11 protein-coding genes are annotated in these 16,035 nt (G+C 66.5%); 3 read left to right on the top strand and 8 right to left on the bottom strand.

The genetic code is table 11. The features are described 5' to 3' along the window. Window positions 1-3: 3 nt before the first annotated feature. The 3 genes from cydD to CXR02_RS10480 are packed head-to-tail and all read right to left on the bottom strand — an operon-like array spanning window position 4 to window position 6,154. Window positions 4-3,483, bottom strand: coding sequence for a thiol reductant ABC exporter subunit CydD (gene cydD / locus CXR02_RS10490; protein ID WP_104061954.1), 3,480 nt, complete (start codon window positions 3,481-3,483; stop codon window positions 4-6). Window positions 3,484-3,489: 6 nt separating this feature from the next. After that, on the bottom strand, window positions 3,490-4,539 hold the full coding sequence (gene cydB, locus CXR02_RS10485; RefSeq protein WP_104061953.1) for a cytochrome d ubiquinol oxidase subunit II: 1,050 nt from the start codon (window positions 4,537-4,539) through the stop codon (window positions 3,490-3,492). 22 nt (window positions 4,540-4,561) lie between these two features. After that, complete coding sequence (locus CXR02_RS10480; RefSeq protein ID WP_104061952.1) at window positions 4,562-6,154, bottom strand: cytochrome ubiquinol oxidase subunit I; 1,593 nt, start codon at window positions 6,152-6,154, stop codon at window positions 4,562-4,564. 263 nt (window positions 6,155-6,417) lie between these two features. On the opposite strand from CXR02_RS10480, the gene CXR02_RS10475 reads away from it, so the two are divergent. Then, on the top strand, window positions 6,418-6,804 hold the full coding sequence (locus tag CXR02_RS10475; RefSeq protein ID WP_056345326.1) for a BlaI/MecI/CopY family transcriptional regulator: 387 nt from the start codon (window positions 6,418-6,420) through the stop codon (window positions 6,802-6,804). Window positions 6,805-6,810: 6 nt separating this feature from the next. Further along, entirely contained in the window at window positions 6,811-7,836 is a 1,026-nt protein-coding gene (locus tag CXR02_RS10470; protein ID WP_104061951.1) for a M56 family metallopeptidase, read from the top strand. An 18-nt stretch (window positions 7,837-7,854) separates the two neighbouring features. Here CXR02_RS10470 and CXR02_RS10465 read toward each other — a convergent pair whose 3' ends face one another. Continuing rightward, window positions 7,855-9,963 carry a type IIA DNA topoisomerase subunit B gene (locus CXR02_RS10465; RefSeq protein WP_104061950.1) on the bottom strand — a complete coding sequence of 703 codons (2,109 nt, stop codon included), beginning with the start codon at window positions 9,961-9,963 and terminating at the stop codon, window positions 7,855-7,857. Between the two features lie 256 nt (window positions 9,964-10,219). On the opposite strand from CXR02_RS10465, the gene CXR02_RS10460 reads away from it, so the two are divergent. Next, window positions 10,220-10,441, top strand: a complete 222-nt coding sequence (locus CXR02_RS10460) for a hypothetical protein (RefSeq protein WP_056345317.1) — start codon at window positions 10,220-10,222, stop codon at window positions 10,439-10,441. A 169-nt stretch (window positions 10,442-10,610) separates the two neighbouring features. Here CXR02_RS10460 and CXR02_RS10455 read toward each other — a convergent pair whose 3' ends face one another. The 4 genes from CXR02_RS10455 to CXR02_RS10440 all read right to left on the bottom strand — a co-directional run bounded on the left by CXR02_RS10455 (window position 10,611) and on the right by CXR02_RS10440 (window position 15,889). Further along, a complete protein-coding gene (locus CXR02_RS10455; RefSeq protein WP_104061949.1) occupies window positions 10,611-11,918 on the bottom strand; it encodes an RNA polymerase sigma factor in 1,308 nt (435 codons plus the stop codon). A gap of 266 nt (window positions 11,919-12,184) precedes the next feature. Beyond that, window positions 12,185-13,444, bottom strand: coding sequence for a DUF4192 domain-containing protein (locus CXR02_RS10450; protein ID WP_104061948.1), 1,260 nt, complete (start codon window positions 13,442-13,444; stop codon window positions 12,185-12,187). Between the two features lie 81 nt (window positions 13,445-13,525). Further along, window positions 13,526-14,881 carry a nitrate/nitrite transporter gene (locus CXR02_RS10445; protein WP_104061947.1) on the bottom strand — a complete coding sequence of 452 codons (1,356 nt, stop codon included), beginning with the start codon at window positions 14,879-14,881 and terminating at the stop codon, window positions 13,526-13,528. Window positions 14,882-14,950: 69 nt separating this feature from the next. Then, a complete protein-coding gene (locus tag CXR02_RS10440; protein WP_104061946.1) occupies window positions 14,951-15,889 on the bottom strand; it encodes a proteasome assembly chaperone family protein in 939 nt (312 codons plus the stop codon). Between the last annotated feature and the right edge of the window lie 146 nt (window positions 15,890-16,035).

Raw genomic sequence — 16,035 nt, 5'->3', positions numbered from 1 at the left:
GACTCAACCCACCAGCGAAGCAGCCGGGCCCGTCCGGGACAACGCCGAGAGCTCCAGCCGGGTGTCATCCGGCTGGATGTCGGCCGGATTGTGGGTGACCATGACCACCGTGCGGTCTTTGAGGCCGGCGCGGAGGTCTGCCAGCATTTCCCGTCCCGACTGTGCGTCCAGATGAGCCGTGGGCTCATCGAGCAGGATAACCCCAGCCCCCGTCAGCAGGGTCCGCGCCACGGCCAGCCGTTGCCGCTCGCCGCCGCTGAGGAAGGAACCACCCGGCCCAATCCGGGTGTCCAGCCCGGCCGGCAGCCGCGACACCAGGGCGCTGAGGCCGACGGCGGCCAGCGCCGCTTCCAGCTCGGCTCCACCGGCGGCAGGCGCATCAGCACTAGGCACCGCCGCTGCGGAGGGGACGCCCAGCATCAGGTTGCCCCGCAGCGTCGAATCGAACAGGTGTGCCTCCTGCGGGCACCAGGCCGCCGTGCCGGTCACCGCGGCCCGGCCCGTGGCGGCGGGCAGGAATCCCAGCAGGACGGCGAGCAGCGTGGATTTCCCCGCGCCGGACGGCCCGGTTACCGCCAGCCACGTGCCGGGTCCGGCCGTGGCGGAGACCCCGGAGAACACGGGTTCCCCGCCGGGCCAGGCCGCCCCGACGCCTTCCAGTTCAACCCCCGGGGCGGCACCGGAACGGGCAGGGACAGCATGCAGGCCGTCGCCGGCCCCGGTTTCCGTGGCGCCACCATCCAGCACCCCTGACTCACCGACCCGGCCCATAACGCTGCGTAGCGCCGGGTACTGGCGCACCGCCGTCGTCATCACCGCGTACGGTTCCACGAGTGCAAGCTGCAGGAGGACAATAACCGCGGCGGTGGCGGGCTCCATGGTTCCTGCCAGCACCTGGGGTGCGGTCAGCACGGCAGCACCCAAGGCGGCGGTGCCGCAGGCGGCGACGGTGATGGCCTGGCCGAGGCCTTCGGCCCAAGCGGAACGCTGCGATGCCCGGGTGGCCAGGCGGTCCTCGGAGCGCAGCGCGTCCAGGACCGTTGCAGCGATGCCGTTCGCGTGCAGCTCGGCCCGGGCATCCAGCGCGGCGGACGTGCGCCGCAGGACGCCTGCCCGCAGGCTCTGTTCCGCTGTGGCCGAGCGGCGGTCCCCCCACAGGGCGGCGGACGGCGCCACGAACAGGCTGACAGCTGCTGCCAAGGCAACGGCCGGCAGCGCGGCAGGCGCCACGAGGGCGCTTGCCACCAGCGCCGAACCGGCCACGGCGAGCGCCGTCGTGGGCGGCAGGACAACCCTCGGCAGCAGATCGCGGACAGTGTCGACGTCGTCAATCACCGTACCCAGGACGTTGCCGCCCTGCAGGAGCCGCCGCAGTGAAAGTGCCTTGCGGCTCAGTGATTCCCAGAGCCGGCCGCGCAGGCGGGTGAGGGCGCCGAAGACGGCATCGTGCAGCAGGAGCCGTTCCCAGTAGCGCAGGACGGCGCGCCCGATCCCGAAGAACCGCACCCCGACGATGGCAGTGAGCAGGTACAGGATGGGCGGCTGTTCGCTGGCCCTGATGATGAGCCAGCCGGAGAGGCCGGACAGGGCAACGGCGAAAAGGGCGGCAAAAGTGCCCACCACGGCGGCGCCGGCGAACCGGCCAGCCACCGGTGCCAGCAGGCCGGCCACGAGGCGGGCAGTCCTGCCTGGCCGGAGATCCGCGGCGGCAAGGTTCTGCGTCCTCGCCGGGCGACGCCCGGAAATTTCCGGGGCATGCTCTTGCTCCACAATGGCCCCGGTTCCGTCGCACACGGTTCCGGACGGCCCTGTCCCTGCTGACAGCACAGCTCCGTCGGAGGGCGCTGTGATGCCGTGGGCGGAAACAGGTACCAGGTGGTCAGCCACCTCGCGGGTCTGCTTATCGTGGGCCACCAGGATGACGGTGACCTGGCCCCGGAGCGCACGGATCGAGTCCTGCACCAGCGCCGCCGACACGCCGTCAAGGTGCGCGGTGGGCTCGTCGAGAAGCAGCAAGGTGGCACCGGACTTGATGCGGGCCAGGCCGCGGGCCAGCGCAACGCGCCGCAGCTCGCCCGGGCTCAGTTCGGCCGGATGGCGGCCGGCAAGGTGCCCGGCAGCCGCAGCGGCCAGACAATCCATGGCCGCCTGGGCGGCTGCCGGAGTATCTGAGCCCCTTCCGCCACCGAGGTACAGCATGACCTCCTCGAGCACGGAGTCCGCCACCATCACCGGATGCTGCGGGACCCAGGCGACCGCGTCCCGTGCCAGGCCGGAGAGGCGGCCGGAAACTGTGGTTCCGCCGCCGTCCCCGATGGTCCCGGCCAGCACGCCAAGGACGGTGCTTTTGCCGGCGCCGCTGGGACCGTCCAGGGCGGTGATCAGCCCGTGCGGGGCAGTGAACGTTAACGGCCCGACGGCGGGAGCGGACCGTCCGGAGTACGTGACACTGAGGTCGGTGACCGTCACTCCCCCGGACCCGGGCACGGAACCCCGGCTGCCGCCGTCGGACGCGGCAGCTTCGCGTCCCTGTACGGGCAGCGGCTGCGGCTCGGGTGCTTCGGTGACCTTCCTGGTCTCGGCGAGGGCCGCCCGGCCGTCATCACTGGCGTGGTGGGCGGTGCCCAGCTCGCGCAGCGGCAGGTAGCAGTCCGGCGCAAGAATCAGCGCCAGGAGGCCGGCCTCAAGCGGCATGTCGCCGTGCACCAGACGGACGCCGATGAATACGGCAACCACTGCTACGGAAATGGTTGCGATCAGTTCCAGCGCCAGTGCGGACAGGAATGCGGTGCGCAATGTCCCCATGGTCCTGGCGCGGTATTCCTCCGAGATCTCCTCCAGGGCCTTGCGCTGCGCGGTGGCACGGCCCAGCCCCACCAGCACGGGAAGGCCCTTGGCCAGTTCCAGCATGTGTGCGGACAGCCGGGTCAGGGTTTCCTGGGCCTCGCGGACATGGTCCTCGGTATAGCGGCCAATCAGCACCATAAACAGCGGAACGAGCGGAACTGTCAGGACAATCACCACCGCGCTGACCCAGTCAGAGAACAGGATGCGGGCCCCGAGCAGCAGCGGGATCGCGGCGCAGTTCACCAGAGCGGGTAGGAACTGCGTGTAGTAGCTGTCCAGCGCGTCCAGCCCGCGCGTAGCCAGGACGGCCAGCCCGCCATCGGCCGGACCGGTACCCCGGGCACCGTTCCGCAGGGCCCGGGCCAGCAGCTCGGAGCGGAGTTCCTCCTTGATGCCCAGCGCGGCGCGGCGCGCGGCGATGCCTTGGGCCCAGACAGTGGCGGACCTTAGGACAACGCCGGCCAGGCCCCAGGGCAGCTGCTCGGCCCACGACCCGTTCCCGGTAGCCAGCCCGGCCAGCATGGCAGCCACGGCCTGCCCCATCAGGACCAGTGACAGCGCCTTCAGCGCTGCCAGCAGGCCAAGCCAGTAGATGGCGGAGCGCGTGGCCGGTCCGGCCGGAAAGTCTGGGCGCACGGCCGGTCAGCCCTTCGTGGTGAATGCCCGGACGGCAATGGCCGGGAGGAAGCTGTGCGCCGCGGGGATCTGGGACGCGCTGACACGGCGCCGGAACACCCAGTAGGTCCACGCCTGGTAGGTGATGACGAGGGGCAGGCCAACGGCTGCCACCACACTCATGAGCCCGAGCGTGTACTCGGACGACGACGCGTTGGCAACAGTGAGGTCAAAGGCAGGGTCCAGGGTGGAGGGCAGCACCACCGGGAACACCGCACCGAAGATTGACGCGCTGCCGAGGATGAGGAAGACCCCCATCGCCATAAACGCCCTGCCTTCGGATCCCCGCCGTGCCAGGAACCAAGCGGCTGCTGCGGCAATGACGGCCACGATCACGGCCGCCCAGGTCCACGCCTTGCCCGACAGGAACTGGATGATGAGTGCCCAGCCTGCCAAAGGCAGCAGCAGGACCGGAAGCAGCTGGACGAACCAGCGGCGCGCACGGTGGCGGATGTCGCCGTCGGTCTTCAGTGCGAGGAACGCCAGCGCGTGCAGCAGGGAGAATCCCACCACGGCCAGCCCGCCCAGCACGGCGTAACCGCTGAACCAGGCGAACGCGCCGCCTTCGCGGTCACCGTTCGCATTCAGCGGCAGGCCGGTGGTGGTCAAGGCCAGGGCGGCGCCGACACCGAAGGCGGCAAAGAAGGAGCCCAGGGCGATGGCCCAGTCCCAGCGCGCGCGCCATGTGTCGCTGTCACCCTTGCCGCGGTATTCGAACGCCACGGCACGGAAGATAAGGGCAACCAGCACCACCAGAAGCGGGAGGTACAGGGCGGAAAACAGCGAGGCGTACCACAGCGGGAACGCCGCAAACGTTGCGGCCCCGGCCGTGATCAGCCAGACCTCGTTGCCGTCCCAGACCGGGCCGACGGTGTTCAGCAGGACCCGGCGCTCGGTGTTGTTTCGCGCGAAAAGCTTCATCAGCATTCCCACGCCGAGGTCAAAGCCTTCAAGGAAGAGGTAGCCGGTCCAAAGCACCGCGATGACGATGAACCAGATGGTGGGCAGCAGTTCCATGCTCGAGTATCCTCTGCTCTTCTTAGTAGGCGAATGCCAGGACGTCGTCGGCGGGCTTGCCGGTGCCGGGGCCCTTGTTGGTGTCCCCGTTTTCGTCGTCCGGGGTGTGGGCAAGTTCCGGCATCGCGGACACCACGCCGCCCCGGATGAACTTGACCAGGAGCTTGACCTCCACCACAAGCAGCGCGGCGTAGACGGCGGTCAGGACGATCAGTGACGTCAGCAGTTCACCGGCGGAGACTCCGGGTGAGACGGCCGCAGCGGTGAACATAAACACCTGGTCGATCCCGTTCAGGTCCGGGTTGGGGGCCACCACAAACGGCTGCCGGCCCATCTCGGTGAAAATCCAGCCGGCCGCGTTGGCGCCGAACGGGGCCAGTATGCCGAACACCGCCAGGCGCATCAGCCAGCGCGAGGCAGGCACCGTACCCTTCCGCGTCACCCAGAGCGCGAGAAGCGCCGCCAGCGCCGCAATACCGCCGAAGCCGATCATCATCCGGAAGCCCCAGTAGGTGACTTCCATAACCGGGACATACTCGATCTCCTGGCCGGCCCGCTCGCCGTAGATCGGGTTGTCCGGCAGGTGGGTTCCGTAGTCGGCCTTGTACTGGTCCAGGAGTCCGTTGACGCCCCTGACTTCCGTGGTGAAGTCGCCATTGGCCAGGAAGGAGAGGATGCCCGGAACCTCGATCAGGGCCACAATCTCATCGCAGTTCTTCGAGCCAAGGTTCCCGACGCTGAGCACGGAGAAACCGGTGCCGTCGTGGCAGGCGCCCTCGGCCGCGGCCATCTTCATGGGTTGCTGCTCAAACATGAGCTTGCCCTGCAGGTCGCCGGTCAGGGCGGTGCCGGCGAACGAGATCATGGCGACGACGGCGCCGATCCGCAACGAGCGGATCCACACTTTGTAATCGGTCCGGTCCCGGCCGGGGATGGCCGCTTCGCCGGGAATCACCTTCCCGTCGGCGCCGATGGTGTCGATGCCGTCCGTGCGCCTGCGCCAGAGGTGGTACCAGGCGATGCCCAGAAGGAAACCGCCGGCAACTGCCAGCGCTCCCATCAGCGTGTGCGGAAAGGCCACCAGGGCCGTGTTGTTGGTGAACACGGCCCAGGCGTCGGTCATGACCGGCCGGCCGTCAATGATCTCCGCGCCCACCGGATGCTGCATCCAGCTGTTGGCCACGATGATGAAGTAGGCGGAGAACACCGATCCCACCACGGCCACCCAGAGGCAGGCCAGGTGGATGGCCGGCTTCAGCTGCTTCCAGCCGAAGATCCACAGGCCCAGGAACGTGGACTCAACAAAGAAGGCCAGCAGCGACTCCAGGGCCAGCGGCGCCCCGAACACGTCTCCCACGAAGCGGCTGTACTCGCTCCAGGCCATGCCGAACTGGAACTCCTGCACAATGCCGGTGGCCACGCCCATGATGAAGTTGATCAGGAAGAGCTTGCCCCAGAACTTGGTCATCCGGAGGTATTCCACCTTGCCGGTGCGGTGCCAGATCGTCTGCATCACGGCCACCACCAGGCCCAGTCCGATGGTGAGCGGCACCATCATGAAGTGGTAGACGGTGGTGATGCCGAATTGCCAGCGTGCGATTTCCAGAGCTTCCACAGCAGTCCCTCGGGTTGGCGGTGCAATTTTTCTACGTGACGTAGAACTTTGAATTCTACAGAGTGTAGAACAATGCGGCGGGCACTGTAAACCAACAGTTCCACCTGAAAGTGGCTCCCACAAGGCCGCGGCGCGCCGAGTGTTCTACCGCACGTAGAAACTTAGGCGAAAAACAGGTAAATTTGTTCTTGTATCTGTAGCGCACGGTGCAGTCACCGCGGCCGTCAACGGCCCGGTGCGGGGAAATCGAAGGAAGTACTGCAATGGCAAGTCTTGGCGAACTGGAACGGGCAGTGATGGATCTGCTCTGGGCGGGCCACGAAGCAGCCACCGCGAATACCCTACGCGACAGACTGGCAACAACCACCGAGGCAAAAGGGGATGCTGCCGGACATGAGGGCAAGGAGCTTGCCGTCACAACGGTCCTGACCGTCCTCTCACGGCTTGAGAAGAAGGGCCTTGTGGAGCGGGAACGCGGTATGCGTCCGCACCGCTACCAGGCCGTTTCCAGCAGGGAAGACCACACGGCGGAGCTGATGCACGAAGTGCTGGGCTCAGCGCCTGACCGTGAAGCCGTGCTGGCACGGTTCATCGGCTCCGTGACGGACAGTGAAGCGGAAACACTGCGCAAGCTGCTTGGCCACATCTAGCGGACCATGTTCTGGACCTCGTACCTGCTGGCGGTCCTCGCGATAGTCCTGGCGTGGCCAGTGCCTATCCTGCTTTCCCGTGCCTCGTGGCCTGCCCGGTCACCGTTCACGGCCATGCTGCTGTGGCAGGCCATAGCACTTGCGGGCGGGCTGTCCATGATCGGCGCCATGCTGGTCTACGGGCTTGAACCGATCGGAGACAACCTCATCTCCGGGCTTCGCGGGCTGGCGGATATGGTCCTCTTCAACGCGCCCACCACGGCCTTGGGCTTCTGGCATCTGTTCGCCCTGTCCGCCGCGGCGCTGCTCACCGCCCACCTGGTCTTCACCCTCTTGCTGACCTACTACAAGATCGAACGGCAGCGGCGTCGGCACCGGGAACTCCTGGCACTGTTGGCCGCTCCGTCCGTCGACGCGGCCCGCACGGTGGTCATCAGCCACGATTCACCCGTCGCCTATTGCCTGCCCGGCGGGGCCCGCTCCGTCACGGTGCTCTCGGACGGCCTGATGGCCGCGCTGGAGCCGGCTGAGTTGCGGGCCGTCCTGAGCCACGAGAATGCCCACCTCAACCAGCGCCACCATCTCCTGCTCTGGGCGTTTGCCGCGTGGCGCCAGGCGCTCCCCTGGCTGCCCACCACCCGCCTCGCTCAGGAGGCGGTGAACTCGCTCATCGAAATGCTGGCGGACGACGTCGCGCTGAAGACGGAAAGCAAGGCCACGCTCATCAAGGCGATCGCCATTGTTGCCAGCGGACCTACCGGAGGTATGACGGCAGGGATGGGGGCGGGGATGGCGGGAAGCATGGCGGCCGCCGCCATACCGTCCGCGCACCCCGGCCTTGCCCTGGACGGGCTTGAGGCGCCCACCGGCGCCGTCTCAGGTTCTGCCCGGACCACCATCTCCCGGGTCAGCCGGCTGCTGTCCCCTGAGCCGCAGTTGCCTGCCGCCGCCCGCGGGATGGTGCTTGCCGGCTCCGCCCTGCTCCTGGCCGTGCCCACCGCCCTGCTGATCGTGCCGGGCCTGCTGGGCTGATCCCCCCGGCGTGAGCCGTCAGGCGTCGATCCGCTCCCGGTCCAGGCTGGAGGCGCCGGCGATGATGAAGTCTTTGCGGGGGGCAACATCGGATCCCATCAGCAGGTCGAACGTGTCTTCGGCATGCTTGGCGTTCTCGATCCCCACCTTGCGCAGCGTCCGGTGCCGCGGGTCCATGGTGGTCTCGGCAAGCTGTCCGGCGTCCATCTCGCCCAGGCCCTTGTACCGCTGGATCGGTTCCTTGTAGCGCTTGCCTTCCTTGGCCAGCCGGGCCAGGAGCACGTGGAGTTCCGCCTCCGAGTAGGTGTAGATCATCTCGTTGGCTTTCTGCCCGGCGTTGATGACCTCCACCCGGTGCAGCGGCGGCACGGCAGCATAGACCCGTCCGGCGTCGATCATGGGGCGCATGTACCGGAAGAAGAGTGTCAGCAGCAGGGTCCGGATGTGGGCGCCGTCGACGTCAGCGTCGGTCATGAGAATGACCTTGCCGTACCGGGCCGCGTTGATGTCGAAACTGCGTCCGGATCCCGCACCCACTACCTGGATCAGCGCAGCGCACTCCGTGTTGGACAGCATGTCCCCTACGGACGCCTTCTGCACGTTCAGGATCTTGCCGCGGATGGGCAGCAGCGCCTGGAAGTCCGAGGACCGCGCCAGCTTGGCGGTTCCCAGTGCGGAGTCGCCTTCCACGATGAAGAGTTCGGAACGGTCGACGTCGTCCGTCCGGCAGTCGGCAAGCTTGGTGGGCATGGACGAGGTTTCCAGTGCATTCTTGCGCCGCTGGGTTTCCTTATGCACGCGCGCGGAAATCCTGGACTTCATCTCGCTGACGATTTTTTCCAGGAGCAGCGCTGAGTGGGCTTTGTCGTTCCGGTTGGCTGAATTCAGCTTTGCGGTGATCTCCTGCTCCACCACCTTCGCGACGATGGCGCGGACGGCGGAGGTGCCCAGGATTTCCTTCGTCTGGCCTTCGAACTGAGGTTCGGCCAGCCGGACCGTCAGGACAGCTGTCAGGCCGGCGAAGATGTCATCCTTCTCGATCTTGTCGTTGCCGGCCTTCAGCTTGCGGGCGTTGGCCTCCACTGCTTTCCGGAACGTCTTGACCAGCGCCTGCTCGAAGCCCGACTGGTGGGTTCCGCCTTTGGGCGTGGCAATGATGTTGACGAAGCTGCGGACGGTGCTGTCATAGCCGATGCCCCACCGCAGAGCCACGTCCACTTCGCAGTCACGTTCAACCTCGGCGAGCTGGCTGTGGCCCCGTTCGTCGAGTACCGGCACGGTTTCCTTGAATTTGCCTGAGCCGTGCAGCCGCCAGACGTCGGTCACGGCGGGATCAGCGGCGAGGAACTCGACGAACTCTGACAGGCCGCCGTCGTGGTGGAACACCTCTTCGTGGCCGGCTGCCTCACCGGGGGTACCGGGCAGCCTGCGCTCATCGCGGACGGTGAGCTTGAGTCCCGGTACCAGGAAGGAGGTCTGTCGTGCCCGTGCGGCCAGTTCGTCATAGGAGAACTTGGCGTCCGGCGTGAAAATCTGGCGGTCCGCCCAGTAGCGGATCCGGGTCCCGGTCACACCACGCTTCGCCTTGCCCACCACATCCAGCACCGAGCCGTCCACAAACGGCGCGAACACTGCCGACGGGTCCAGCTTGGATCCCTGGTCCTTGAAGCGCCCAGGCTCGCCGCGGCGGAACGACATTTTGTAGGTCTTGCTGCCGCGGTCCACTTCAACGTCCAGGCGCGCAGACAGGGCGTTCACCACGGAGGCGCCCACGCCGTGCAGGCCGCCGGAGGCCGTATAGGATCCGCCGCCGAACTTGCCGCCCGCATGGAGCTTGGTGAAGACCACCTCGACGCCGGTGAGCCCCGTCTTGGGTTCCATGTCCACGGGGATGCCGCGGCCGTCGTCGTGGATTTCCACCGAGTTGTCCGCGTGCAGGATGATCTTGATGTCGTGCCCAAATCCGGCAAGCGCTTCGTCCACCGAGTTGTCGATGATCTCCCACAGGCAGTGCATCAGCCCGCGCGAATCGGTGGAACCGATGTACATGCCGGGGCGCTTGCGGACGGCTTCGAGGCCCTCCAGGACAGAAAGGTGCCGGGCGGTGTAATCAGAACTTGGTGCCACGGGTAGTGAACTCCTTCAGTGACGGAACAGCTGGCGCTGCGGGCGCTCCATCAAGCCTAGTCGGCGCGGCAGCAGAGAAAGGGCTGCCACACTTCCCACGGGCTGTGGGCAAGGCCACTCGTTATCTTTCCGTAACCGAAACCGGCGCCTTGATCCATTCTTGTGGCTACGCGGACAGCGAACTTGACCCGTCCTTGCGACGGGATTGGTACGAATACTGGTTATATAGACATACAGATCTACTAAGGAGGCCGACATGACAACAGCAGTGGCAGACCGCACACTCAACGCACTGGACCGGTGCGATCGTTGCGGGGCTCAGGCATATGTCCGCGTTGTACTCGAGTCCTCCGGCGGTGAGCTGCTGTTCTGCGGCCACCATGCCCGTGCAATCGAGGCCACGCTGAGGCCGTTGAGCTCCGACTGGCACGACGAGACGGGCAGGCTTCACGAGAAGGCTCCCGTCTCCGTCGACTGACCAGGCGCACCACAACCTGATACACCTCGAAGAGGACCCCTCCAGCCGGAGGGGTCCTCTTTTGTCGTGAACTTGCCATGAAGCCGCAGACAGGAAAACGCGGGTCCCCTCCGGCCCATCCATCCGAAGACGATGGACCGAAGGGGACCCGCGCTGCCTGAGTCCTGATCTAGTCCAGGTAGTCCCGCAGCACCTGCGACCGTGACGGGTGGCGGAGCTTGGACATGGTCTTGGATTCGATCTGGCGGATGCGCTCACGCGTAACACCGTAGACCTTGCCGATTTCGTCTAAAGTCTTCGGCTGGCCGTCGGTCAGGCCGAAACGCATGGCCACCACGCCGGCTTCGCGCTCGGACAGGGTGTCCAGGACGGAGTGCAGCTGTTCCTGCAGGAGCGTGAAGCTCACGGCATCGGCGGGAACCACGGCCTCGGAATCCTCGATGAGGTCACCGAACTCGGAGTCACCGTCTTCACCCAGCGGGGTGTGCAGGGAGATCGGTTCGCGGCCGTACTTCTGGACCTCGACGACCTTCTCGGGAGTCATGTCCAGTTCGAGGGCCAGCTCTTCGGGCGTGGGTTCGCGGCCCAGGTCCTGAAGCATCTGGCGCTGCACGCGGGCCAGCTTGTTGATGACTTCAACCATGTGCACCGGGATGCGGATGGTGCGGGCCTGATCTGCCATGGCGCGGGTAATGGCCTGGCGGATCCACCACGTGGCGTACGTGGAGAACTTGAAGCCCTTGGTGTAGTCGAACTTCTCGACAGCGCGGATCAGGCCCAGGTTGCCTTCCTGGATGAGGTCCAGGAACAGCATGCCGCGGCCGGTGTAGCGCTTGGCCAGCGACACCACGAGGCGGAGGTTGGCTTCGAGCAGGTGGTTCTTGGCGCGCTTGCCGTCGTGGATGACGAACTCAAGTTCACGCTTGAACTTGGGGTCCATCGAGCCGTCGTCGGCGTTGATTTTCTCTTCGGCGAAGAGTCCGGCTTCGATCCGGAGCGCGAGGTCAACTTCCTGCTCGGCATTGAGCAGCGCAACCTTACCGATCTGCTTGAGGTAGTCCTTGACGGGGTCAGCCGTGGCGCCGGCCGACATCACCTGCTGGACAGGGGCGTCGTCATCATCGGCATCCGAGTAGACAAAACCCTTGCCGGTGGCTGCTGACGCGGCCTTGGCGGCGTTGATCTCGCTGTCGTCGGCGATGTTGATGTCGTCGAGGTCCTCCTCAACGTCCTCATCATCGTCCGATGCGCCGCGGGCTGATTTTCCGGCTGCTTCGGCAGCGGCTTTGGCGCCGGGCTTGGGCCCGCGCTTCTTGGGCTCGGGCTTGCCGTCCAAACCGGTGTCACCGGAGCCATCCTTGATGGCCTTGTTGGCTGCCCGCGTCGCTGCTCGCTTGGCGTTCGTTGCAGCCTGCTTCGCCTCAGGGGACAAATCGTCCTGGGCGGCGGGTTCCTTCTTCGCGGAAGACGGGGTCACAGAAAACCTTTCTAGCGGCGGTCTGTGGAATCACCATACGGGCAACACCACTATGACCCTGTCAAGTCCGTGATGAGTATCAGGTGCAACCACGGCCGGCAGAGTCTACAAGTAGAACTGCCGGGGCGGCTGTAATGTTCCCGACTGGGCTTCATCACATGCACTTGATTCACGGACCCAACCGGGTCTCGGCAACCATTGTCTCACGGTTTTCCCAAACCCGACCTCAACGCTGCCCCCATCCAGACCGGTCAGGCGGAATCCGGTCAGGCTGCATCCGGTTCGAATTTCCGCCAGGCGGCCTCCTTCCGTGCAGCCCAGCCGCAGAGGGTGCCGCGCCGGACCAGCTCCAGCATGAGTTCGGCGAGCCGGTAGCCTGGCTCCTCGTCAAGGGCGCGGCCGAGGTACGCAGCAGCGTAGGAGCCTCTCCCCCTGCACCACGCGATCCACCCACGCCCGGTCAGCGCGGCTGCACCAGCCTGCCCGCCGCACGCCGACAGCTGTTCCAGCACATTGTCCAGGCTGTTAAGGGTGTGCCAGGCAGGAACCACCGGGTCCAGTCCCAACAGGACTTCGCCATATCCTGGAATGCCAGGCATGCTGCGAGTACGGGGTCCGGTAGCACCTGTTCCGGCAGGCTCCCGTACTGCCAGTCCGGCTCCCGGCGCTGGAAGTCCGGATGGTAAGGGCCCCGGGAGTACAGGCCCCACCGGAGCCAGGATGCAGCCGACATCGAAGATCCCGAACACCTCGGCACCCGCCAGGGCAGCCGCCTGACCGGCGGCGGCCATCACCAGGACGGCGTCACGCCAGGCGGGGACCCGGAGCGACGCGCGTAGGAAGGCAACGTCATTGACGGGCAGAGGCCCCGGCTCGTTGGCCAGCAGGGCCTCCCACTGGGCCATCAGCTGGCCGAACTGTTCCCTGCTCCCCCGTCGCCGGTCCAGCTGTGCCGCCCACGTGGCCTCAGAGGCAAGGACGGCTGCCCGGTCCTCGCCGGAAAGCAGGGGTGGAGGATGCGCCCCGGCCTCCGGCGCGGGCCCGACGCTGCTGCCGCGGAAGACCATCTCGGCATTGAGCATGCTGTCCCGGATCGCCTGAACAGACCGGCCCGGCGAGGGGCAGCAGGACGGATCGGTGCAAAAAGCCTCACGCCAGAAGGCGTCGCCGACATACCAGGCGTCCCGCACCGGCATCCCCGCGGCCCCTAGAACCATCTGAAGTGCATCCAACAGCCCGCGGTATGTTCCAGGTGGTTCCATCCAGCCGTCGTTGGTGAAACAGGCCAGCAGGGCGGCATCGGCATTCTCGTCAGCCAGGAGGTAGTCGCGCACCGTGCGGGCGTAGTCCCGCGGGTCCGCGAGGGTTTCCGGGCCGGGAAGATCCAGCCTCAGGGTTGCTCCCAGCCGGTTCCCCTGCAGGGTCATCGCAACCAGGCTGTCGGCCGGCCAGTAGCCCAGGGAATGCGGAATGAACCCGAGGATGTCTTCAGGGCCTCGGACGGTCAGGTGTTCTGAAGGTTTCATGGTTCCAGCTTTGGTGCCGCGCGAGCCGCGGTGAAGCGCCAACTTACCGTATGTGAATAACCTGCCTGTGCGGGAAAGGTGTCAGTCTTTGCCCGCGCGGTCCTTGGACACGGACGGCCGGCGACGCTGGTTCGCCCGCCGCTGCTGCGCCATGGCCCGAAGGAGCGGCGGCACCACAACACCCTGCGCTGCCATCTGGCGCCGTACTTTGCGCCGACAGACAATCGTCATGGCGGCGCCAAAGCCCAGCAGCAGGAACTGTACGCTGAGTGCGATCCGGAACGGTTCCAGCCCGTACAGGACGCCGCCGGAATAGCCGCTGGCCAGCAGTACGTCCAGCACCAGGCCGATCAGGAAGATGGCCACGAGGGCCGCGATGAAGCCGCCCACGTTCACGATGCCCGTTGCGGTTCCGATCCTGTGCGCCGGATTGAACGTCCGTGCGAAATCAAACCCGATCATCGAGCCTGGCCCCCCGATGGCCAGGACGACCACCAGGCACGCCAGCAGCCATAGCGGGGAACGGCCAGGCATCAGCAGCACCGCGGCCCAGGCAGCGGCCGTGGCGCCGGCGATGAGCAGGACCATCGTTGACCGGCGAAGCGGGTGGCGGGAGACGAACTGCCCAATGAAGGGGCCCACCGCCATCGCCGCCGCAACGTACAAGGTCATCAGGCCGGCCACGGTTCCGGCATCCAGGCCCTGCCCCGAGATCAGGAACGGATATCCCCAGGTCATGGCGAAGACGGTGCCGCTGAACTGGATGGTGAAGTGGCTCCACATCCCCAGCCTGGTGCCCGGCTGGCGCCAGGCCCGCGCGAGCGAGGCGCCTGTGGCTTTCAACCCCTGCTGCGCCTGCGGCGCGGGCGCACCGGGCGGGTGGTCCTTCAAGAACACCAGCACCAGGACAACCGCCATGCCCGCCATGCCCGCCAGCATCAGGAAACCGGAGGTCCAGCCGAAGGAATGCAGGACAAAGGCGAAGGGAAGCACACTGAAAAGCTGCCCGAGCTGGCCTGACATGCCCGTCAGCTGGGTGACCAGGGGAACCCTGGCCGGCGCGAACCACAACGGAATCAGGCGGATCACGGAAATAAAGGTCATGGCGTCCCCGGCGCCCACCAGAACCCGCCCCGCCACACCGCCGGGGATGGTGTCGGCGAAGGCCAGCTGGAGCTGGCCAAGACCCATCAGGACGGCTCCACCGGCGATCATGGCGCGCGAGCCGAATCTGTCCACCAGCAGGCCCACGGGGATCTGCAGGCCGGCGTAGACCAGCAACTGCAGCACCGTAAAGAAGGAGATGGCGGACGCGCCGGCATGGAATCGCTCGGTGGCCTCAAGTCCCACCACACCGAATGACGTGCGCTGGGAGACGGCCACAAGGTAGGCGAAGATGCCGATCGTCCAGATCAGCCAGGCTCGGGGTGCAGTCACCCCCTCATTATGCCCGGGCTGCTGCCCGGACCAGGGCAAGTGTCTGCCAGGCGGACGCCGCGGGGCGGGCTACGGGTGCGGGTTCTCGCGGGCCAGGTAGGCCTCCACTGCCGCGCCCAGTTCGTCCCCGTTGGGAAGTTCGTCATTTTCATCGGCCAAGAGGGAGCGCCGGACGGTGCCTTCGGCCTTCTCGTCGTAGCGCTCCTCCAGCTGGGTGACCACCTGCTGCACATCGTCGGAGGCGGCCACCTGCTTGGCGATCTGGCGGCCCACTTCCCGGCCCGCTTCGCGCAGCCGGTCCGCCGGCAGCATCAGGGACGTCGCGGCACCGAGGAATTCGAGTCCGGCTACGGCGGCCGGCGGGTACTCCGCCTCAGCGAGGTAGTGCGGAACGTGGATCACGTAGCCGGCAACATTGCGCCCGGCTTCCATCAGCCGCAGCTCCAGAATGTGGCCCACGGCCGCCGGAACGTCAACGGTGGGCTTCCAGACCGAGATGCCTTCGATCAGTTCCGGACGGTTGCCGTGGACGGTCACACCCACCGGGCGCGTGTGCGGCACCGGCATGGGAATGGAGTGGATCCAGGTCACGAGGTTCACGTCCAGCTTTTCCACAATGCCGACGACGGCGCGCGCGAACCGCTCCCATTGAAGGTCGGGTTCAAAACCGGCCAGCAGCAGGAAGGGGCTGCCGAGCCCGTCCGTCAGCTTGTACAGCGCCAGCTTCGGCTGCTGATAGTCCTGCAAGTGGTCCTCCACAAAGGAGATGTGGGGCCGCCGCGAGCGGTAGTCGATGAGCTGGTCGGCGTCGAACACCGCCACCGTCTCGGCGTCGAGGGTGTCCAGGAGCTCCGCATTGATCTGCTTCACCACGTGGCCGGCATCGGCGAAGCCGGTGAAGCCCATCACCAGGTTCAGCCCGCGGAGCGCCGGGCTGTGGAACAGCTCGATGTTGCTCGCATAGAGCGCATCGGGGTCCAGCAGGGAACCGGAAATCCGTTCAAGCACGGCGTCGTCCTTTCAAGGAGTCGGGTGAATATCTTGTACAACGCGGCCAGGCGCCCCTGAATTCCGCCAGCGGGTGTGGCGCAGGTCTCAGGAGATTCCGCTGCCGCGGCCCGCAGCGGCTACGATCGTGAATGGCCCGCCGGACG

Origin of the sequence: Arthrobacter sp. 4R501 (genome assembly GCF_002929755.1) — a bacterium.
In the GTDB taxonomy this organism is placed as follows: domain Bacteria; phylum Actinomycetota; class Actinomycetes; order Actinomycetales; family Micrococcaceae; genus Arthrobacter.
Note: the sequence above shows the minus strand (reverse complement) of the source record. Positions and strands in the feature narration are given on the sequence as shown.